Origin of the sequence: Lentzea cavernae, assembly GCF_014653695.1 — a bacterium.
Taxonomy (GTDB): Bacteria; Actinomycetota; Actinomycetes; order Mycobacteriales; family Pseudonocardiaceae; genus Lentzea; species Lentzea cavernae.
Genome location: NZ_BNAR01000009.1, coordinates 141092 through 161693 on the forward strand (window position 1 = coordinate 141092; position 20602 = coordinate 161693).

Annotated in this window: 24 protein-coding genes; 20 read left to right on the plus strand and 4 right to left on the minus strand. The window is 66.0% G+C overall.

Translation table 11 applies throughout. The features are described 5' to 3' along the window. The first annotated feature begins 639 nt into the window (after positions 1-639). Both IE307_RS27790 and IE307_RS27795 read left to right on the plus strand, forming a co-directional pair. Positions 640-1668 (plus strand): DUF6414 family protein, encoded by a 1029-nt coding sequence (locus IE307_RS27790; protein ID WP_191302323.1) that lies wholly within the window; start codon positions 640-642, stop codon positions 1666-1668. A gap of 32 nt (positions 1669-1700) precedes the next feature. Continuing rightward, positions 1701-2051 (plus strand): tyrosine-type recombinase/integrase, encoded by a 351-nt coding sequence (locus IE307_RS27795; RefSeq protein WP_229905120.1) that lies wholly within the window; start codon positions 1701-1703, stop codon positions 2049-2051. A gap of 27 nt (positions 2052-2078) precedes the next feature. Here IE307_RS27795 and IE307_RS27800 read toward each other — a convergent pair whose 3' ends face one another. From IE307_RS27800 to IE307_RS27810, 3 genes are all read right to left on the minus strand, one after another. Next, positions 2079-3161 carry a toll/interleukin-1 receptor domain-containing protein gene (locus IE307_RS27800; protein WP_191302324.1) on the minus strand — a complete coding sequence of 361 codons (1083 nt, stop codon included), beginning with the start codon at positions 3159-3161 and terminating at the stop codon, positions 2079-2081. A 515-nt stretch (positions 3162-3676) separates the two neighbouring features. Then, positions 3677-4048: a hypothetical protein gene (locus tag IE307_RS27805; protein WP_229905121.1), complete on the minus strand. Its 372-nt coding sequence runs from the start codon at positions 4046-4048 to the stop codon at positions 3677-3679. Positions 4049-4203: 155 nt separating this feature from the next. After that, the gene (locus IE307_RS27810) at positions 4204-5052 is read right to left on the minus strand and encodes a GntR family transcriptional regulator (protein WP_191302326.1); all 849 of its coding nucleotides are present in this window, start codon (positions 5050-5052) and stop codon (positions 4204-4206) included. A 581-nt stretch (positions 5053-5633) separates the two neighbouring features. Here IE307_RS27810 and IE307_RS27815 point away from each other — a divergent pair. From IE307_RS27815 to IE307_RS27870, 12 genes are all read left to right on the plus strand, one after another. Then, complete coding sequence (locus tag IE307_RS27815) at positions 5634-5951, plus strand: hypothetical protein (protein WP_191302327.1); 318 nt, start codon at positions 5634-5636, stop codon at positions 5949-5951. Continuing rightward, positions 5948-6403: a DUF3307 domain-containing protein gene (locus tag IE307_RS27820; protein WP_191302328.1), complete on the plus strand. Its 456-nt coding sequence runs from the start codon at positions 5948-5950 to the stop codon at positions 6401-6403. Before IE307_RS27815 ends, IE307_RS27820 begins: the two co-directional genes overlap by 4 nt. 23 nt (positions 6404-6426) lie before the next feature. Further along, the gene (locus IE307_RS27825; protein ID WP_229905122.1) at positions 6427-6831 is read left to right on the plus strand and encodes an RRQRL motif-containing zinc-binding protein; all 405 of its coding nucleotides are present in this window, start codon (positions 6427-6429) and stop codon (positions 6829-6831) included. 112 nt (positions 6832-6943) lie between these two features. Continuing rightward, on the plus strand, positions 6944-7786 hold the full coding sequence (locus IE307_RS27830; protein ID WP_191302329.1) for a DUF4097 family beta strand repeat-containing protein: 843 nt from the start codon (positions 6944-6946) through the stop codon (positions 7784-7786). A 6-nt stretch (positions 7787-7792) separates the two neighbouring features. Continuing rightward, complete coding sequence (locus IE307_RS27835) at positions 7793-7963, plus strand: hypothetical protein (RefSeq protein ID WP_191302330.1); 171 nt, start codon at positions 7793-7795, stop codon at positions 7961-7963. Positions 7964-7982: 19 nt separating this feature from the next. Continuing rightward, complete coding sequence (locus IE307_RS27840; RefSeq protein ID WP_191302331.1) at positions 7983-8135, plus strand: hypothetical protein; 153 nt, start codon at positions 7983-7985, stop codon at positions 8133-8135. A gap of 187 nt (positions 8136-8322) precedes the next feature. Next, positions 8323-9078: an NUDIX domain-containing protein gene (locus tag IE307_RS27845; RefSeq protein WP_191302332.1), complete on the plus strand. Its 756-nt coding sequence runs from the start codon at positions 8323-8325 to the stop codon at positions 9076-9078. 356 nt (positions 9079-9434) lie between these two features. Continuing rightward, positions 9435-9596, plus strand: a complete 162-nt coding sequence (locus IE307_RS27850) for a hypothetical protein (RefSeq protein WP_191302333.1) — start codon at positions 9435-9437, stop codon at positions 9594-9596. 98 nt (positions 9597-9694) lie between these two features. After that, positions 9695-9946 carry a hypothetical protein gene (locus IE307_RS27855; protein WP_191302334.1) on the plus strand — a complete coding sequence of 84 codons (252 nt, stop codon included), beginning with the start codon at positions 9695-9697 and terminating at the stop codon, positions 9944-9946. Beyond that, complete coding sequence (locus tag IE307_RS27860; RefSeq protein ID WP_191302335.1) at positions 9943-10254, plus strand: hypothetical protein; 312 nt, start codon at positions 9943-9945, stop codon at positions 10252-10254. Before IE307_RS27855 ends, IE307_RS27860 begins: the two co-directional genes overlap by 4 nt. Beyond that, a complete protein-coding gene (locus IE307_RS27865; RefSeq protein ID WP_191302336.1) occupies positions 10251-11369 on the plus strand; it encodes a DUF2637 domain-containing protein in 1119 nt (372 codons plus the stop codon). Before IE307_RS27860 ends, IE307_RS27865 begins: the two co-directional genes overlap by 4 nt. Further along, on the plus strand, positions 11366-13642 hold the full coding sequence (locus tag IE307_RS27870; RefSeq protein WP_191302337.1) for an ATP-binding protein: 2277 nt from the start codon (positions 11366-11368) through the stop codon (positions 13640-13642). Before IE307_RS27865 ends, IE307_RS27870 begins: the two co-directional genes overlap by 4 nt. A gap of 263 nt (positions 13643-13905) precedes the next feature. Here the strand turns inward: IE307_RS27870 and IE307_RS27875 are convergent, their stop codons facing one another. After that, entirely contained in the window at positions 13906-14172 is a 267-nt protein-coding gene (locus tag IE307_RS27875; RefSeq protein WP_191302338.1) for a hypothetical protein, read from the minus strand. A 482-nt stretch (positions 14173-14654) separates the two neighbouring features. Here IE307_RS27875 and IE307_RS27880 point away from each other — a divergent pair, with 482 nt between their 5' ends. The 6 genes from IE307_RS27880 (at position 14655) to IE307_RS27905 (ending at position 20563) form a co-directional block, all read left to right on the plus strand. Further along, the gene (locus IE307_RS27880; protein ID WP_191302339.1) at positions 14655-14894 is read left to right on the plus strand and encodes a hypothetical protein; all 240 of its coding nucleotides are present in this window, start codon (positions 14655-14657) and stop codon (positions 14892-14894) included. A 92-nt stretch (positions 14895-14986) separates the two neighbouring features. Further along, the gene (locus IE307_RS27885; RefSeq protein WP_191302340.1) at positions 14987-16042 is read left to right on the plus strand and encodes a bifunctional DNA primase/polymerase; all 1056 of its coding nucleotides are present in this window, start codon (positions 14987-14989) and stop codon (positions 16040-16042) included. Continuing rightward, entirely contained in the window at positions 16039-16917 is an 879-nt protein-coding gene (locus IE307_RS27890) for a DNA cytosine methyltransferase (protein WP_191302341.1), read from the plus strand. The genes IE307_RS27885 and IE307_RS27890 overlap by 4 nt, the downstream gene beginning before the upstream one ends. A gap of 55 nt (positions 16918-16972) precedes the next feature. Then, positions 16973-18658: a hypothetical protein gene (locus tag IE307_RS27895; protein ID WP_191302342.1), complete on the plus strand. Its 1686-nt coding sequence runs from the start codon at positions 16973-16975 to the stop codon at positions 18656-18658. Between the two features lie 276 nt (positions 18659-18934). Beyond that, entirely contained in the window at positions 18935-19243 is a 309-nt protein-coding gene (locus IE307_RS27900) for a helix-turn-helix domain-containing protein (protein WP_191302343.1), read from the plus strand. A 9-nt stretch (positions 19244-19252) separates the two neighbouring features. Next, positions 19253-20563 (plus strand): tyrosine-type recombinase/integrase, encoded by a 1311-nt coding sequence (locus IE307_RS27905; protein WP_229905123.1) that lies wholly within the window; start codon positions 19253-19255, stop codon positions 20561-20563. The last annotated feature ends 39 nt before the right edge of the window (positions 20564-20602 follow it).

The window sequence follows — 20602 nt, forward strand, 5'->3', positions numbered from 1 at the left end:
GCACCAGCCCCTGGAAATATCTGGAGCGAGCGTGGGTCGGCGCTTTCCGCCGACACACTTCACCCACTCGCGGAAGCGGAGGGATTTGAACCCCCGGACGGTTGCCCGTCTCCCGCTTTCAAGGCTGCATCCGGCTGTCCAGGCTCGTTCGGGCTAGTCTGCGGTTGTCGGTATTGCCTGGTCAGGGGTGCTGTCCCGTCCCAACCCGTCCCGGACCGTTGCTACATCCGTCGTTACACCTCGTCCTGGTGGCTCACCTGGTAGCTGTCCCGTCCCGCTGGTCCACGGTGGGGCGGCTTTGGCGTGTCCGGTGGCCGATGACGCGGAGCGTTGGCGGGCGTCGATCGCCGTGCCCGGCTCGGTCGGGTCTTGGATCGCGCGATCGTCCTGACGCCTGGGTGCTCGGGGCTCCTGCGCGTCGCCGTCGGTGGCGTGCCGCCGCGATGGACGCCGGCCGCGCCGCACGGCCGACGGGCGGAGCGAAGCGGGAGCCCGGCGTGCCGGGATGGATGGGGAGCCGGTGTCAACGTGACAGGCCCCGTGCGCGCCGCCGACGGCGGCGCGCCTTGATCCCCTAGAGCCAAGTTCGGCAGTACAATCGTTCGCCTATTTATTGATCAAACTTTGGGAGGGGGCGCCATGGTCATGTATCTGCGTGAGTACCTCTACGCTGACATTGACCGAATTCGCTCACTAGCCGGGCAGTTGATGGAGGGGATACCGGAAGAATCGAGATTGACAGAAAAGCGCGCAAAGCAACTGTCGCTAGGAATGAAAGCGATAGCAGGATCAACGGGGGATTGGTCTTCGGAAGAATACACAAATAGATCTATGGCGGACTCTCTTTTTGGTGCACTAGAGGAGATCTTGGAAAGTGACGGATGGCTAAATGATCTTTCCGATACTCTCCAGTCGCATGATACCGACTACTCAACCTTGCCAGACGAGCATCCCCCAGGAACGATCGTACGAATTACATGTCCCGGCGTAATCTTTGATGCGCGATTTGTTGCACGCGTATTTAGCGGCCTTGCAGCCGCTTCAGATGCGCTGGTTGCAATGAACAAATTCAGCAATCCTGTCGACGAGCCCAGTCAAGGCAAGGCGAAACCCCGACAAGGTCAGCAGAAAAAGCGAACTGGTAAAGATGATCAGACTCCGAATCCAAATTCACTCGAATCTGAAATCGAGGATTTTGACCCGGCTATGCTGGGTATAGACGCGGCGATGCTTCGATCGATGGTAAAGCTATCACGCGGAGTTTTTGCGCCTGGGATTCACCTCATGCTAACTCCGCGCTCAGATGATATGGCGATCACTGCACGCCTTCAGGAGGGACGTAAGTATCTAGAGTCGGATCCAGAAGTCCTTTTTTCGCGTTACGGTACCGCTCGGCAAACCTGGACGATGGTCGGGTCGATTGGAACATATTCCGAGGCAGCTTACGCAGACCAAGTCGGGACGATCAGTATTCTAGAAGAGGGCAACACGATCAATCGATCAAAGTTCGCCAGCTTGGTCAATTACTTCATGCAGTTTGTTGGCCACCAGGGATTGGCTGATGTTCCGCAGCACCCAGGATTCTCGATCGTTCCGCTCGCGGTGTACCGCTCGACCGTTCGAGCCAAGGGGAGCGCGATCCAGCCATCAGACGGAGCAGTTATCTAAGGCGCTGTTCATATTTTTCCCACTCAGTCAGAGTGCTCGTCGCCTGGGCGCTCGTCGATCACTGGGACCTTCAGGACGACGAAGCGGAGGCTGCGGGGGACAGGTGGGAGGAGTCGGGGCTGATCTTCACGACGATCCTCGGCGGGCCGATCGATCCGACCTACCTCCGGTCGAGCTGGCACCCGATCCGGAAGCGCGCCGGCCTCGATGAGGTGCGCTTCCACGACATCCGGCATTCGTGCGTGACGCTGCTGCTCAGGCTTGGTGTTCCGCCGCACATCGTCCGGGACATCGTCGGCCATTCGAACATCGAAGTGACGATGATGATTTACGCCGCTGTCTCCCTTGAGGATAAGCGGGGAGGCGTTGACGAGGCTAACTGAAAAGCTTGATGGACGGCCCGAAGGTGACTACTGAAACCCAAGGCTTCTCATGATGCGTTCGCGCTCTGTTGCATACTGTCCGGAAACTGCTTCATCGATACTCAAAACGAAATCGATCTGAACCCCGACTTCGCCCTCTTCGCTAGCTGCCTTCGCTGTTACATCCGCGAGTTGAGAAACATAGAAGTCAATGAAATCGCCTACCTGTTGAATGGGTTGATCCATAAAACGGGCGCCGAGTTCATAAAGTTCCTTTAGCTCGTCGTCCACGCTAGTGCCGCGCAGGTCAGCGGACCAGTCGAGGAAATCCTCGTAGGAGTCTGTGAATCGATTCCCGAGATGGATAATGTTGTCGGAGTTTCCGGGTTCTCCTCGCGGACCGAATGCCCACTCTTGAGCTTCGACGGAGAAGATCTTCATAAAGTCTTCTGCGATTCCGAGAGCGCCGTCCATGCGGTCAGCCATGTAGTCGACTGCTTCGACTTTGTCGGATATTTTGCGGACCCTCCTGGCGTACCTGATTCTGTGGTCTCTGAGTTTAGGTTGGAGCTTGATCTTGCCGCGAGAAATCACTCCGGCAAAGAGAATATACTCCCAGGCGGTAGGTCGGAGTGAGAGAAGTGCGGCTTGCTCGATATCAGATACTGGGGCTAGTGAGTAGTTAGCTGGCGCAAGAGCTTCTGGTGTGGCCGACTGGGATCCAGTCAGCTTCTCCTCAAACATCTTGGCTAGCTGCTCTGGTGTGGTGGTGCGAAGATCGATGTAGCCGACGGTGGGTCGAAGGCCAGGAATTTCCGTGTCATCAAAGCGCGTGGGGAGAATGTACTCCGCGTTCTCGATTAGTGCTCGCGATTGGGCGCTCTTTCTTTCATGTGATGTCCACACCTTCTCTGCATATTGCTCTGATGCGAAGATAATGCAGTACCGAGCCTGCTCTCGATATACCGAATCAAGGTGCTCGTACAGATCCTTGCCCCACAAGTTGACCTGCTCATACCGGTCATAAAATACCTTTATCTTGTTCTGTCTGAGCAGTCTGGCTACCTCATCAACATACGCTCGCTGCTCGTCTGCAAATGAGAGACAGACATCGTATTCGGGGTCGGTCATGGTCAGTCTGGCCTCCGCTTGTGCCCCGCAGCGATGATCGACCAGCTGAGGGCGTTGCTACACCCGTTGCTACACCAGAGGGGTTGTGAAGGCTCTCGACAACCTTCACAACCCCTCTGAACTGCGGAAGCGGAGGGATTTGAACCCCCGGACGGTTGCCCGTCTCCCGCTTTCAAGGGAGTGGCACGGCCGTTCATGCGTGTTCGCGCAGGTACTTTTGCCTGGTCACGACCTTCGCGCGAACCTAGTTGTACCGCGTTGAACGGGCATGAATGAGACTGGGCCTGAGACTGGGTTACTCCACTTTGGACAGTTGAACGAGTCGGTTCGAGAGCGCGAAAAGACCCCTGTGACGACCAAGGCCGGCCACAGGGGTCCTGAGGTTGAAGCGCTGCTCTCTGACTGTTGTGGACGCGACGGACGTAGCCGATGGAGCTGCTGGGGGTCCACTGCACCGTGGCGGTTCTCCAGGTCTGCGGTTCCTGGCCCGCGCGGAAGCTTGCTGGCGCGCCTCTTCACATCGATCGCGCCGCGCGGTCGATCAGTGCGGCTGCCTCACTCGGCTGCATGACTGCCGTGTCGATAGACAGGTCAGCGTCGACCATCGGAGCTGTCTCATCCCAAGCTTGGAGTCGGGCCTCTACATCACCCGTACCTCGCTCGATAATCCTTCTCTCCGCGACTCTGCGAGAGCACCAGAGATAGACAATGAGCCAATCAGCATCGACAGAATCCACGATCGCCTTGATTGCCTCCAGTTGTCCCGCGTGAACGACAGGAAAATGTCTGCTCAAATCACTTTCAAGTGACGGTCGGTCGATCACGTATAGCGACTCGTAACGTCGATTCTCCCATATGATATCGCCGGAACTTCTCAATCGCTCCACGTGTTGGCTCGTTGAGATTCGGTAGCCGTCGATTCTCCCTGGGCCTACCTTCAGGCGTTTGAAAATCTTATACCGCTCATCTATCGATGACAGTGCGTGCGTGACAGTGTCCTTTCCGGCGGCTGGGGGTCCGTACAAGATGATGCCTTGCATTTCTATTCTTTCCCGGTAATGTCCGCGACCAGCTTCCTTGCCTGCGCTTGAAGCGGTACTCCGGAAGCACTGTTGTCCATTACGACGTGTGGTACTGGAGGACGAAATTCCACATCAATGGCCTGTAGATATGCGCTCCAGTTCTCCAGCTTGGACGTATCGCGCGCCGCACCACGGTGGCGGATATACGTGTTCATGGTGGATGCGTCACAGTAGACCCACACTACGCTTACCGCTGCCCCCATGGCGTCACAGCTTGCCTGAATTCGATTCAGCCAAGCTGGATCTTTAAATTCCTTGATGAATGGAGCGGTAACAATGGCGCTGTTTCCGCACTGAACGTTTTCGCTCATGGCGTTCATGAGCGCTTCGTATTCACGGGGCCGAACGTTAGTCAGATATTCTTCAGATTCACGATCATTCGGAGACAGGTCCAGAAGCTCTAGCGCCGCCTCGACAACCGGGCGAGTGAGCGTGTCCTTATCAAGCATCGGCCAGCCAGTCTCACGCGCAATGATGCGGCCAAGCTCTGTCTTTCCGCTTCCCGCATAACCGCCGATCAAGACCACGCGTGGTGCAGCCGTGCGCACTTCACGATGGAAAGCCTGGTCGGGTGCGTGGACGAATCGCCCGGCGCGGGACTTGCTCACCACAACGCCCTCGTCAATGAGGTCCTGCATCGCTTCACTGATCGTGAAGACGCTGACCTCCCATTGCTGGGCCAACTCGCGCGTCGACGGGAGCGCTTGGCCGTCACGCAGCACGCCTGCGGCTATCTGGTTGCGGATGTTGCGCGCCACCTGCTGGCGGAGTGACTCCTTACGTGCGATGCGTGGTCCTTCGCCTGTCATCTGGCCTCCAGCCGTCGGTAACGACGTGCAGCCTACCAGTGCCATAACAGTCGACCTACCAGCGTTTCCGCAGGTAGAAGGCCAGTTATGGTCCAGTTTTGCCTAACTGTTGACCAGGTCACATATCAACTGTTAGCTTCTGTCTTGTCGCCAACGCGACCCGGATCACATCGGGGGAGCGGGGCGGCGCAACTCAATGACACGACGCGCAGGGCCGGACTTCACGTCGGACACCGCCGCCGCAGGTCTCGCTCTTTGACAACTGAACAGGGTCAGCAAAACCCGCACCCCTGGCAGCACGTCGGGCCTCACGGCCTGGCGCTAGCCCGCGATGACCTGCGCAGCTTCTGCGTAGTGAGCGAGGACGTGTGGCATTGGACGCCAATGCCGGGAGATCCACGGCCGAGGCTGACCCCTTGAGAGCACTCAAGCCCGTTCTTGTGTGCCGGTTCCTCATCGTTCGCGCCTTAGCCGGCCGATGAGGTTCCGGGACCCAACGGTCTACAGCCCTACTGCGGAGACGGCCTGTTTCCGCAGGTAGGCGCTTCCCTCAGATGTTTGCAAAAGTAAAGGATTCCACCATGTCCGAGGTCAAGAACTTCTCTGTCCCGCTCGCCGCTTTCCGCCAGGCCGAAGAGCGGGCGTGCGGGGGCTACCTGGTGGCCCGCAAGGCGATGATCCGGCTCGCCGCACGGGCCGCTTCCATCAGTCAGCTGGTGCGGGAGCACCCGACCCGAGCCGACTACCGCGCCGCGCTGCACCACGTGAAGGCCCTGCACCACGACGCGGTGGAACGCACGCGGCTGGCCTGGCAGCGCTGGAACCAGGCGCAGATCCGCTCCGATGCGTTCTGGGCCGCGACGAACCAGGCTGCTGCGCCGGTCGCGGTGGCGGTGTGAGCGCGTCGGCGGTGACGTTCGCGGTGGTGCTGCCCGCTCTGCTGGTGGCGCACAACGTGGCCGATCACTGGGGTCAGACCACTCACCAGGCCGCGCGCAAGGGACAGCGTGGAAAGGCCGGCCGCCAGGCATGTGCGGCGCACGTCGCGTCCTACACCGCGGTGACCGCCACAGTCGTGGCCCTGTTGTGGCTGGTACTCGACCTGAACATCAACCCGGCCGCGTTCGTGGTCGGGCAGCTGGTGTCCGCGCTCACCCACTACTGGGCGGATCGCCGCTTCACCCTGGCCGCCCTGGCCCGCCTGACCGGGCACACCTCGTTCTACGTGCTGGGCGCACCCCGCACGGGTCGTGATGACAATCCGAGCCTGGGCACGGGCGCGTACGCGCTCGATCAGGCCTGGCACTGGTTGTGGTTGCTGGTGGCCGCGCTGCTGACGGCGGTGTTGTGACCGTGGCCCGCCGGTACCCGTGGGTGCTGGCCACGGTGTCGTGGTCGAACGCCCAGCAGTTCACTCGCGGCACTCACGAGGGGTTGCCGCTGCTCTCGCACGGCTGCGCACCCCGCGATGTGCTGGCCACTCGCCGCCAGCTGCGTGCGCTGGGCCTGCGCCCTGGCGGGGCTGACCCGGTGGCGGTGCTCTACGGCCGTCACAACCATTCCAAGGCCCAGTGGCTGGCCAGCCTCTACCTCATCGCCACGGCGGTGCCGGTGCGGCCGATGACGCCGGCCAAACACACGGCACTGGCCAAAGCCAACCTCGCGCGTCGCATCTGCCGCAGCTGTGGGCGTGACCCGCTCTACGTGCTGCCCACCAGCACCCGGCAGTGCTGGCCGTGTTTCGAGGCAGACGCCGCAGCCACGGGCACCGCCGCCTGAGTGACGCAAGCGGCTCGAGTCCCCGTGACGCAACTGTCCAGGACGGAAACGTCACGCCATCTGCACGTTGTTGTCCCCCTTCGGTTTCGCCCTGATGAGAGGTGTGTTCGTCATGCGTTCTGAGTCTTTCGAGGTGTCCGGTCCGGTACGGGCGTCGGTGAAGGTCGAGCACGGTCACGTGTTCGTCCAGCACGGTGCGGGAGTCGAGCAGGCGCGGGTGACGCTGTCGCCGATGATCGCCGGTGACGAGGTCGCCGCCGACCTCATCGCCCGTGCCACGGTCGAGTTCGCCGACGGGGTCCTGCTGGTGATCGTGCCGCCTACCCCGGCCGGTGCGGGTGGCAGCACGGTGGTGACCTCGCGCGGCGGCATGACCGTGACGCAGAACTTCGGTCACGTGAGCGTGGGCAGCAACGTTGTGGGCATGACCATCGTCAACGGCCGCGTGGTCTGCGGCGGTGGCCTCAACGTCTCCGGTGCGATCGTGGCCGGTGGGGTGCTGGGCGGTGGCGGGGTGCGGGTCAACGTGCTGGTGCCCGAGCAGTCCAGCGTCACCGCGCGGACGGTGTCGGCGGATCTGGACACGGGCAGTTTCGGTGAGAAGTCCCTGGACACCGTGGACTTCCACACGCTCTCGGGTGGCTTGCACGTGGGCAAGGCGCTCACGGTGCTCGCGTCCACGATCTCCGGTGACGTCGTGGTGGACGCCGCCTCCCAGGTGCAGGTGACCTCGACGTCCGGTGATGTGGAGCTGGAGGTGGGCACCCGCGCGGAGGTGTCCACTGTGTCCGGTGATGTCGCGGTGCTGGCGGTGCACGAGGGCGTGCGGGTGTCGGTGGCCACGGTCTCCGGAGACATCCGCGTCACTCCGATCGCACCCGGCATGAGCATCGAGGTGTCCACCTCGACCGTTAACGGCAAGGTCCGCGGACCCCGCGCCGTGCAGGGCCGGTGAGCGGCGATGACGGCCGCGTTCGTCCGCGCCCTGCCGCACACCGTGAAGGCGTGCCCGCAGGGCTGTGACCTGCCCACGGTGCAGGTCGATCCCGGTTTCGGTGACCCGGTCTGGGTCCACGCCGGCACCTACGAATACCGCTGCCCGCCCACCTACGCGAACGAGCAGAAGTCCTGACACAGAAGGAGAAACGACCATGGCACTCACCGAGAAGAAGTGTTCCGTCTGCGGCAAGTTCAGCTGGGACAGCGACTTCGGTTCCTACAACGAGACGCACGAGACCAAGGACGGCAAGACCGTCAAGTGCGACACCAACGGTGCCGTGTACGTCGACGGCGACCGGCAGTAGCCCGGCACTCTCCGCGCGTTGCCCTGGTCCGGCGGCTCGAACCGCCAAGCACGCACCGCCGGACCAGGTTGCACCACCACACACACGGTCAGCCAGAACCGGGCGCGGGCCGCGTCAGTGTCCCGCACCCGCCCCGCGCACGCACACCCACACCCACTCACCTCACCCCTGGAAGGGGTTGTTCGTCATGCCCAAGAACAAGCACACGCCCGCCGGTATCCAGGTCCCCGAGGACCTGCGGCCGTGGTCAGCGCCGTGGCCCTACTACGCCCCGGTGGACATCACCCCGGCCGAGTTGACCCGCAAGGGCCTGCCCGCCAGCGTCGCCGAGGGCTGGGCCGAGCCCGCTGTGACCCCGGAGGACGTGCGCGACTGGCCCGCCCGCGCGGCGATGGCGCTGGTGCCGTTCACGTTCGACGCCTGGCGGTGGCCGCTCAACCCGACCGGCCGCACCGGCAAGACCGGCCGCAACCTGGGCAAGTGGGGCGAGAACTGCGCCGCAGATCCGATCGTGGTGGCCGGTGACCTCGACCGCGACGGTGAGCGCTACGTGCTGCTGATCCAGCGCAGCGACACCCGCCAGTGGGCCATCCCCGGCGGCATGGTCGACCCCGGCGAGACCGCCCCGGCCGCGCTGGTGCGGGAGCTGCGCGAGGAGACCGGCGTCAACCTCGCCGGCCATACCCCGACGGTGCTGTTCACCGGCTACGTCGACGACCCGCGCAACTCCGATCACGCCTGGATCTGCACCGTGGCCGCCCTCTACCAGCTCGACCACACCGTGCTCGCCACCGGCGCCGATGACGCCCTGGCCGCCGCCTGGTTCCCCTTCACCGACCTCGACACCCTGACCAGCGCCGTCACCGACGCCGGCGGGCAGCTCTACGCCGCGCACCTGCCGCTGTTCACCGCGGCTCTGGCCCGCCTCGACGGCTGCTGCTGACCCGCTCTCGACACCCGCCAGGCGGGCGTCTCGAACCGCCCTGGCCCTCACGCCCCGCCACACCGCGAGAGGCAGACCCAATGTTCGGCCAAAAGAGCTCGAAGACCACGCAGGACGACTCCTCTTACACCTGTCGCCACTGCGGAAAGACCCGCCACTTCCTGAACAGGCACAAGGGCGACGATGTCCGGTGCCTGGAGTGCGGCAAGTGGGGCAAGGAATAGCGCGGGTTGTAGCGCTTTCCCCGCTCCCGCAACGCCTTCGCTCTGTCTGGTCCGGCGGCTCGAACCGCCAACCACGCACCGCCGGACCAGGCCCCGCCACCACCTCACCCCGTTCACCACACCGAGAAAGGCATGCCCATGTTCGGGATCAAGAACGCCGGAACCAAGTCCAGCGCCACCCACTGCCCCGCGCCGACCGGCCGAGGCGGCAAGCACTGCGGCAGGAAGCTGCGCCAGAGCGACGGCGCGGTATGCAGCAACTACAACTGCCAGCTCTACGCCGCGTGCCGGTAACCGTCCACACCAACCCCCTTGGCGGGCGGCTCGAACCGCCCCGCACGCACCGCCCGCCGTGGTTCGCGCATCACCTCACAGACAGGACCCCATGTGTCATGCCCTCCACCACAAGGACTCTCGCGCCGACGAGGGTGTCGCTGCGCGCTGTTGTCACCGCGATGTCGCAGGACTGCCCGTCCATGACCGCGACGCCGGATGAGGTCGCCGCCTGGTTCGCCCACGGCGTCACGATGCTGGCCCTGATCACCCGCGACCGCTCGCACCCCGAGCACGACGACGCGTGCGTGCTGGCCGCGAAGTACTCCGCCGACGCCCGCGCCGCCCGCACGAACGGAGCGGCGCGATGACCGATGAGCCGATGCTGCTGTTGCTGCTGGGCTCCGGCCTGGCGTTCGCCGCCGCGGTGCTGCTGTGGAAGCTGCTCATGCTCACCGCCGGTATCGCCGCCACACAGTGGCTGCTGGTGACCGGTTTCGCCGACCAGCCCCTCATCCAGGCCGCTGTGTTCGCGGTGCCCGCACTGCTCGCGGCGTGCCTGCTGCTGTACCTGCCGGGCAACGCCGGCCTTTCCCTGCGGACCCGCTCCGGTCTCGCGTTCAGCCCGTTCAACCCGCGCCGCCGTGCGCGCCGTAACCGTTGGGAGGCAATGGCATGAGCAACTGGGCCGACACTCGCCGCGCTGACCGCGTGGCCGCCGCCGAGCAGGCACGCGAGAACCAGCGCATGGTGTTCGAGCAGCGCCGCGCCGACAAGGCCGCCGACGCGCAGCTGCGCCAGGCCGCCGCCGACAAGGCCCGCGCCGACCGCGCCGCCACGCTCAAGAAGCTGACCGGCTGGATCCGGGATCACGTCTTGGACCTGATGTTCCTGCCGGTGATCCTGGTTCCGGCGGTGCTGGCCTGGAAGGCGATGGCCGACTACGGGCACAGCATCTTCGGTGGCCCCGGTGTGCTGCTGCCCCTGTTCAGTGAGGGCGCGATGTGGGTGTTCGCGTTCGCCGTTGCGATCGCTGCCCGCGTCGACCGCCCCACCGGTTGGCTCAAGACCGGCACGTGGGTGTTCGCCGCTGTGGCCGCCGCCCTGAACTTCACCCACGGCCTGGACGTGCCCGGCGGCGGTATCGGGCACGGCGTGGTCATGGCGCTGGTGTCGGTCGGCGGTGTCGTGGTCCACCAGCTCGTGCACGCCAACCCGCGCCGCACCCGCCGCACCCGCGCGGAGCGGGCCGCCGCGAAGGTCGACCGTGACGCGGACAAGCGGCTGCACAGGGTGCGCCGCGCCGCCGTGCGCCAGGCCGCCGCGCAGGTCGCCCCGGACGGCACCGCCACCCTGCTCTACCGGCCCGGCACCTTCACCCTGCGCGGCGGCTTCGGTCGCCCGCGCCTGAGTTCCGCGACCGTTCCCGGCCTTCCCGTCGACCAGCCCGGAGACGAGCTGCGCGAGGGCCTGGCCGACGAAGTGACCGCCTACCTCGCCGCCCTTCCGGCCCCGGACGTCACCGCGGCTGGGAAGACCTCACACCCCTCGGGAAGAGGGCAAACGCCCGCCGCCACCCCGGCCGTGGAGGTCCCGGCGGAGATCGCCGACAAGTTCGGCGGCTACGTCGCCCGTGTCCGCGCGGCGATCGACTCCGGCCGTCTTCCGGCCGAGCCGAGCAAGGACGCGGTGCGCAAGTTCCTGCGCATCCGCGCCACCTACGCAGCCGCCGTGTGGCAGGCCGCGACCCACGACGACGGCCCCGACGACGGCCGCCAGGAGGTGACAGCATGACCACCCTCGACAACACCCAGACCGACCGCGACGGTGAGCCCGCAGACGAGTCCGGCGCGCGGGTGTACGACTTCTCCGCGCACCACCCGAGCCCGCTCGCGCTGCCCGCAGGGCAGGGTGGCGCGGTCGAGCAGGACGAGGCGCTCGACGGCGAGTTGATGACGCCGGAGCAGTCCGCCGCGCTCGATCGGCGCTTGGCCGAGCAGGCCCGCGCCAAGGCCACGGCCGCCGCCGTGGCGGTGCGGCGGGGCGGCACCGCGGCCGTGCGGTGGTCGCGCGAGGAGCGCACCCGCGTGGTCGCCAAGGCGATCGGGCGCAACGTGCTGCTCTACGTCCCGGCCGGTGCCTACAAGGTCAGTAAGCGGGTGTGGGAGTCGCAGACCTCTTCCCGTTACGAGCGGATGATGCGTCAGGCCGAGTTGGCCGGCGACTTCGCCCGCGTCGCGGAGTGGGAGGCACGCAAGGAGGCCGAGCGGGAGCGCCGTCACCGCCGCCACCAGGCCCTCATGCACGCGCCCGTGCAGATCGCCCGCGCCACGGCTATCAGCCTGGTCACCGTGACGGTGCTGCTGCTGATCCTCGGGATCATCCTGGCCGTCTCCACCGGCGAGTTCGCGCAGGTCATCGGCCCTATCCGTGCGGTGATCGACGCGATCGCGTGGCTGGTGTGGCTGGCGTCGGTGCTGTTCGTGCCGGTCGCCGTCATCGTGCCCGCCGTGGGCCTAGGGGTGCTGTGGAACATCGGCCGCACCACCGAGGTCCCGACCTGGCTCGCATCCGCCCGCCAGGCCCGCGACGACGCCCCGCCGATCACCCCCTCGATCGTCGTCAAGGCCCTGCGTGACCTGGGCATCAAGGAGCTGCGCAAGGCCATCAACGACATGGACGACGCCGGAGCGGGCATGCTCTCGCCGATCGTCATCGCCGGATGCGGTGTCGAGCTGGAGGTCTCGCTCCCCTCGGGTGTGTCCACAAAGGAGGTGATGGACAAGCATCTGCGGCTGGCGGAGAACCTCAACCGCCATGAGCACGAGGTGTTCATCACCGTGCCGCAGGCCGCGCGCACCGTGCGGCTGTGGATCGCCGACCCCGGCGCGCTCGATGAGCCGATCGGCCCGTCTCCGCTGGTCCTGGACGACACGATGACCGCGGACTACTACACCGGCCGCGCCCCGTGGGGCCAAGACCTGCGCGGTGATCTGGTCGCGATTTCGTTGATGCAGCGGCATTTGCTGCTCACGGGTCTGTCCAATCAGGGCAAGACCGCCGCGCTGCGATCGCTGGCGCTGTGGCTGGCACTGGACCGCACGGTCGAGTTCCGCATCGCCGATCTCAAGGGCATCGGTGACTGGCACATGTTCACCGGCCTGGCCACGGTGATGATCGCCGGTCCTGCCGATGAGCACGTCATCGCCGCGACGCACATGGTGGAGGACGGTGTGGCGGAGATGGAACGCCGCCTGGCCGCCGTCGACCCGGAGGTGCACAAGAACGGCGTGACCCGCGACCTGGCCCGCTCTGGTGAGGGGTTCCACCCGCTGATCCTCATCGTGGACGAGGCACAGCAGGCGTTCATGTCGCCCGTGGTCGGCGACGACAAGCGCCCCTACGGCGGGAAAAAGGCCACGTCGCGGTACTTCATGGCCGCCCGGAAGATCCACAACCAGGGCCGCGCGGTGAACGTGGTGCTGTGGCAGGGCACGCAGAACCCGACCGATGAGAACCTGCCCAAGCTCGTGCGCGAGGGTGCGCACATCCGCGGCTCGCTCGTGCTCGGTACCGAGTCGGAATCGAAGATGGCGTTGGGAGACAAGGCAGTCAACGCCGGAGCGGCACCGCACAAGCTGCGCCAGGGCCTGGACAAGGGAACGCTGGTCATCACCGGTGACGGCGTGCAGCTGCCCACCGGCCAGCCCTCCATCACCGTGCGCACCAACTTCATCGACGGTGAGGCCGCCACGGCGATCGCCGACCGGGCCAAGGCCCTGCGCTCCCCGGTCACCACCAGCACCGGCGAGACCGAACCGGAGCGGGACTTCCTCGCCGACCTCACCGCCGTCATGGGCACCGAGACCCGCGTACGCACCGAGGTCATCCGCCAGCGGCTACGCGAACTGCACCCCGGCACCTACGAGGGCATGAGCGCAGGCGACCTCACCAGCAGGCTCACCGCCGCCGGCATCACCCCCTACAAGAGCGACGGCGTCATGAGCGTCCGCACCGCCGCAGTCCACGAAGCAGTCGCACAGCGTGACGAAAACGAAGAGGAGTAGGGCAGGGAGCCCCCGCTTCAAGATCAGGGAGTCACGCACCGCACAGGGAGAACTCCCTACCCGCCTCCCTGCCCCTGTCTCCCTGCCCTGAGCAGCATCAACGCTGATCCAGGGAGTCAGGGAGGTGCACGGCTCCGACCAGCGAAAACCCCGGAAAACAGGGTCCCGCACAGGGTGGTTCCGCCTCCCTGTATCGCTCCCGCACACCCACACGTAGTCACCCACAGTGACAGGAACGAGGTTCTGATGAGCGACGACATCCTTCACATCGAGGCGTCCCGATCGATGTGGAACGGCAAAGCCAAGACCCTGTGCGGGATCACGATCCCCAAGCCGGAGACCGTGTGGTTCGCGTGGTTGTCGAGCAAACCCAGGTGCCAGGCGTGCGAGAGCGCGAACCGGGGCCGGTGACCCGTGGCCGCGCACCCGCTCACCGGCCAGCGCTCGAACCGCCGGCCGATCCGCGCACTGGTGCGGTTCGTCGCGACCTGCCCGACCTGCGGCGGCCGGATCAATCCGGACCAGGTCATGTGCACCTGGTGCGCGCTGTCGAACGCGGCGCACGCCTAACTACAACAACCCCCCTCTTCAGAGTCGAAAACAAACCCGTAAACCCGGTCCCGCACCACCAGACAAGCTCTGAACTGCGCAAACGCTGACCGGGTTTACGGGAGCGCCAAACCCGGCCCGGGAACGCCAAACCCGCAAACCCGGCCCAAACCCGGCACCGTCTCGGCACCCTCCAGCCGCCCGGCTCACCGGCAGGCCCTACTACCCCGCGCGGTTAGCAGGGCCTGCCCTTGAGCTGCGGCGACCTTTCCGCAGCGCACCACACGAACGGAGAACACATGTCCACATCGGACCAGCAGCCGCGATGCTCGCTGGCGGAGGACTGCGGCGCTCAGACGCACTTCGCGAACTGCCCTCGATTCGAGCTGGTGATCGAGCTGGCGGTGACCCGCTGCCCTTGCTGCGCGCCGGCCAACACCTCTGACCCGCAGGGAGAGCAGGCATGAGAATCCGATTGGAAGGCACCCGTGACGAGGTCGACACCGCAGCGCAAGCACTCGCGCTCGGGTTCGACGTCCAAGAGGTCAGCGGCTTCTACCCCAACCGGGGCGCGTCGGTGCTGGGCCGCGTGTACGTCACCGCCACGGTGCTGCCCGCCCACATCGTCCGCGCACGAGCCACCCGCCTGGACACCACGGCGCAGCGGCTGGACGGCGACCCGCCGCCGCAGCTGACCAGCTGACCCACCACCCGCACGCGGGGCACGGCCACGCCAGGTCGTGCCCCGCTCCCGTTGCACCCCAACCACAGCACGGCTGAAAGGGACCCGCGATCATGACCACGAATCGGACTGTTCAGACCGCCGCCGATGCCGCGCTGTGGCTGGCGGTGCACCGCGGCTGGCACGTCCTGCCCCTCAACTACGGCACCAAACGCCCGCTGGGCGGGTGCGTGGGCTGCCGCGCCGACAACAAACCCGACCACACCCCGCAGACCTGCCCGTGCCTGGCACGCGGAGACGGTGCGCTGTGCCACGCCGTGTGGGCCGCGACCACCGACCCCGAGGTGATCCGCCGGTGGGCGCAGCGCTGGCACACCAGCGTCTGGGCCGTCCACCTGGGAGTGTCCGGGCTGCTGGCGGTCGACCTCGACACCCGCCCCGACCCGCCACCACACCAGCCACTCAACGGCCTGCCCTGGCCCGCCGACGAACCGCCGCCGGCCGATGGGCTCGACACCTACGCCACCCTCGCCGCGCTGTCCGGTGGCACGGTCGGCACCGACACCTTCACCACCGACACCCCCTCAGGTGGCCTGCACCTGCTCTACGAGGCCGAAGCGTTGCGGTGGAAAGGAAGCCACGGCAAACCGCGCCCTGGTGACGACACCGTGCGCACCGGCCTAGGCTGGCAGATCGACATCAAGGCCTACGGCGGGTACGTCGTGCTTCCCGGCTCCACCAGCAAGGCCGGCCTTTACCGGCGCAGCTCGACCACCACCACTCCCCGGCCGCTCGACCCGTGGCTTGCCGACGCCCTCACCCGCACCGGCCACGACCGCACCGCCGCCCCGGACGCAAGGCCAGCCGCGCCCGTGCCCGTGCTCGACGCACAGACCGGCCCGGCCCGCTACGCCGCCAGCGCGTTGCGGTCGGCGTGCGCGGAGCTGGCGGAGATGGAGCCCGACACCGGCCGCAACCGCAAGCTGTTCCGCTCGACCACCCGCCTGGCCGGTATGGCCCTGGCCGGATGGATCGACCGCACCACCGTGGAAACCGCGCTGGCCGAGGCCGCCCGTCACGCCGGACTCCCGGCCGCAGAGATCCGCTACGTCCTCGCGTCCGGATTCGGCCGGCCGCTTGCCGTTCCCGACATCCGGAGTGCCGCATGAGCCGTCCGCGTCTGCTCGACCTGTTCTGCCGTGCGGGCGGTGCGTCCGCCGGGTACCACGCCGCCGGGTTCGACGTGACCGGCGTCGACATCGACCCCCAGCCGCACTACCCGTTCCCGTTCATCCAGGCCGACGCCCTCACCGTGGACCTGTCCGGCTACGACGTCGTCACGGCATCCCCGCCGTGCCAGAAGTTCTGCAGAGCCACCCCGCGCGCCCGCCGGGCCAACCATCAAGACCTGCTCGGCCCGACGCGTCTGCGGCTGCGTGAGGCCGTCGCACGCGGCGAAATCTGGGGCTACGTCATCGAAAACGTGCCCGGCGCACCGATGCAGGACCCCATCACCATCTGCGGCGAGACGCTGCGACTGGGCGTGCAACGGCACCGGCTGTTCGAGTCGAACCTGGACCTGCACGGCACCCCGTGCCACCACGACAGGGGAGTGCCCGCGGTTCCGGTGTACGGCCGGCCGCGCTGGCAGACCTCACCCGTGCACACCGAGGTGGCCCGCCAGGCGATGGGTATCGACTGGATGCCGTGGTCCGATCTGACCCAAGCCATCCCGCCCGCCTACACGGCGTGGATCGGCGTTCAGCTCATCGGCCACGCACGCCAGCAGGTGACGCAAGCGGCTCGAAGGTGTGTGACGCAAGCGTCCAGGACGGAAACGTCACGCACCTTCGAGCCACAAACGTCACCCGATGACGCAACCGGTGAGCTCGACGGCCACGCGCTCACCGGTTGCGTCACGACCCGCACATGCCGTTGCGGCGCACCGCTTCACCGGCCGGCCACCGGCCGATGGCCCCGGCACTGCTCGCACGCGTGCCGACAAGCGGCCTACCGAGAACGCACCAAGGGAACCGCCGCATGAGCACCACCACGCCCGACACCCACACCAGCGGCACGACGGAAAGGAGGACCCGCACATGAGCGTCACCGCCGACCACAGCCCCGACACCAGCAACGGCGACCAGGCCACGCCCGCCGACCGTCCCGCCATCCAGATCGGCGGGGAAGCCGAGACGATCCGTGTCCTGACCACCGCGCTGGGACAGGGCGCGCTGCCCGACGTCTACGTCTCCGGCGGGCAGCTGGTGCACCTGGCGCGGGTGTCGGGCAAGGCCGCCAGCGCCGCCGAGCACGCCCACCAGGCCGACGCCGGGGCGCTGCCCGTGCAGGCCGACCCGATCACCGCACCGTCGCTCACGTGGCTGCTCGCGCACCACACGTTCGTCTACCGCAACAAGTTCAACAAAGCCACCGAGCAGTGGGAGGACGTGGAGGCCAGCCCCACCAAAGCCGCCCTGTCCGCGGTGCTGTCGTCGCGGTACTGGCCCGACGTCCGCCCGCTGGTCGGTGTGGTCACCTCACCGGTGCTGCGCCCGGACGGCACCCTGTTGCAGACCGCCGGATACGACACCGCCACCGGCCTGTACTACGCGCCCACCGTGGCCATGCCGCCCATCCCCGCCCAACCGTCCACACAGGAGGTATCCGAGGCACTGGAGTTCGTCACGCGCACGCTGCTGCGTGACTTCCCGTTCGTCGCCGACGCGGACAAGGCCAACCACATCGGTCTCATGATCGCGCCGATCCTGCGTCCGTACCTGGGGTGCCTGACTCCGTTCGGGCTGATCTCGGCTACCACGCAGTCGAGCGGTAAGACGCTGCTGGCGGAGATTCCCGGCTACATCTACGGACTCAAGCACCTGGTGTGGCGCAAGAACGACGAGGACGAGCTACAGAAGTCCATCACCAGCGCCCTGCACAGCACCGCCGCTGTGATGCTGTGGGACAACCTGGCGGAGGGGACCGAGGTGTCCTCAGCGGTGCTGGCCAAGTTGCTCACCGGACCCAAGTGGGACGACCGCAATCTTGGCTCGAACTCCGCTGGGTTCGAGGCGGTCAACGATCGGCTGTGGCTGGCCACGGGCAACAACATCCGGCTGGGCGGGGACATGGCTACCCGCACCGCGCTGGTGCGGCTAGATCCCAACGATCCGCATCCCGACCAGCGCGACCAGACCGGGTTCGGCATCCCGCACCTGGACCAGTGGCTCAAGAAGCCGGCTAACCGCGTCACAGTACTGCGGCACCTGCTCATCCTGGTCATGGACTGGATCAACGCCGGAGCCCCGCGTTCCGGCCACACCATGCGTCAGTTCACGACCTGGGCGGGCGCGGCCGGCGGGTTCCTCGCCCACCACGGCGTGGACGGGTTCCTCGACAACGTCGCGGAGATGCGCGAGGCCGACGACGAGAACACCACCTGGACCGCGTTCCTCGCGAAGTGGCACGAGCTGCACGACGACAACCCACTCCGGGCACGGGTGCTGTGCCACAGTGCCGAACCCGAGGTCATCGGGAACCAGGTCGTGGACCGCTGGGACGGCACGTTCCTCACCGACGACCGCGACCGCATCCCCTCGTCCAAGAGCCTGGGCAAACTCCTCACCGGCCACATCGGACGCTGGCACGGCCCGCACGTCCTGCGCAGCCGCCATGACAAGAGCGCCAACTCCCTCGTGTTCTGGGTCGAGACCAACCCCGACCACGACAAGGCCGACCACGACCAGACGCCGGCCGCCGACGAACAGACCGCCCTGATCTAGCTGCGGCTAGCAGGGCCACCATCCCCGCCAGACCGGGTTTAGACCCGCCGCCGGGTTTGAGCCGGGTTTGCACCGGGTTTAGCCCCGAGCCAAACCCGGCCCATATCACCGCAGGTCAAAGCCCTGCCAGCCTGCGTAACCGGGTTTCCGGGTTTGTTTCGCCGATCCCCGCACACCCACGTTCGCCAACCCCTCACACGACGTCCGGACGGCTCGAACCGCCAACCACGCACCGCTCGGACCCGCACACCACCACCTCATAGAACGGGTTCAACCATGACCAACAACGCCGTAGAAGTGGCTGCCCTGATTGCGCGGCTGACCGAATTGCTGACCAGTAGCCCTCTTGACGCCGCTCCAGCAGCTCAACCGGAGCCAGCGCAAAAGACGCACGAGCGCGTGCTGCTAACGCCCGAAGAAGCGGCGGCACGCATCGGCGTTGGACGGACCACCATGTATCGCCTGATCAGGACGAAAGAAGTCGAGTCCGTTCAAATTGGGCGCCTGCGACGGATCGCAGCAAGTGAAGTTGATGAGTACGCCGCGCGTCTGGTCGCGGGCCAGTCCAACCAAGCCGCTGCCTAGGAGACGAACGTGCCACGTACCAAGAACACACGGCAGGCCAACAACACGTCATCCGTCTATCTCGGAGCAGACGAGTACTGGCACGGTCGCGTAACGGTCGGAACGAAAGACGACGGAACGCCTGACCGTCGCCACATCATGCGGCGAGACGAAACCGAGTGCCGCGAAGCTGTGCGGCAGCTTGAGAACCAGCGAGACGGCGGGCAGATACAGAAGGCTGGAGTTAAGCGCTGGCGGGTAAGCGAGTGGCTTACTCACTGGGTTGAAAACATTGCTGCTCCGAGCGTGCGGTTCAAGACCCTTGAGGGCTACAAAACCGCCGTCTACAACCACCTCATTCCCGCGTTGGGCAACAACTGGATGCGCAAGGTGGAACCGGAGTTCTTCGAACGGCTCTACGCAGATATGCGAGCGAAAGGGCTCAAGCCTGGCACTGTGCATCAGGTGCACCGCACAGCGCGAACGGCGTGGCGTGAGGGTCGTCGTCGGAAAGTCGTTATGGAAAACATCTTCGACATCGTGAAGGCACCGCGACTGGACGAAGAAGAGGTAGAGCCATTCGAGCCGGACGAGGTTCAAGCGCTGATGGCTGCTGCTCTGGCTAGGCCGCGAAACGGTGTGCGATTCGTCCTCGCTCTGGCGCTGGGTACCCGGAAGGGCGAGACGATCGGCTTTCGTTGGTCGCGCTTGAACAAGCGCACGAAGGTGCTCGCGGTGAAAAAGCAGCGTCAACGCCAGACCTACAAGCACGGGTGTAGCGATCCGGTTGCATGTGTCGCGACCCGTCACAAGACCGAGCCGTGCAAAACGTCCTGCAAGAAACACAAGAAGTGCCCGGTGCCGTGCCCGCCAGGTTGTACGGGGCATGCGCGCTACTGCCCGAAGAGGATCGGCGGCATCGTGGAAGTGGACGTGAAGTCGAAGAAGGGCAGGCGGGCGTTGCCGTTGCCCGATCAGCTCTTCGACCTGCTGATCGCACACGAGGAGGTGCAGGCCAAGGAACGGGAAGCCGCGGGCTCGGAGTGGCAGGGCGATGACTGGATGTTCACGCAGCCCAACGGGAAGCCGATCGACCCGCGTGCGGATCACGACGACTGGAAAGCGCTGCTCGCGGAAGCGGATGTGCGGGACGCGCGCCTGCACGACGCACGCCACACGGCTGCGACGGTCCTGCTGCTGCTGAACGTGCCGCAGCGCGTCGTGCAGGAGTTCATGGGCTGGACCAACGCGAAGGTGGCAGAGCGGTACATGCACGTCACCGAGTCCATGCGGCAGGACGTCGCGGGGAGGCTCAACGGCTTCCTCTGGACCCCCGAATGAGACTGGAAATGAGACTGGACGCAAAAGGGGTGGCTCACC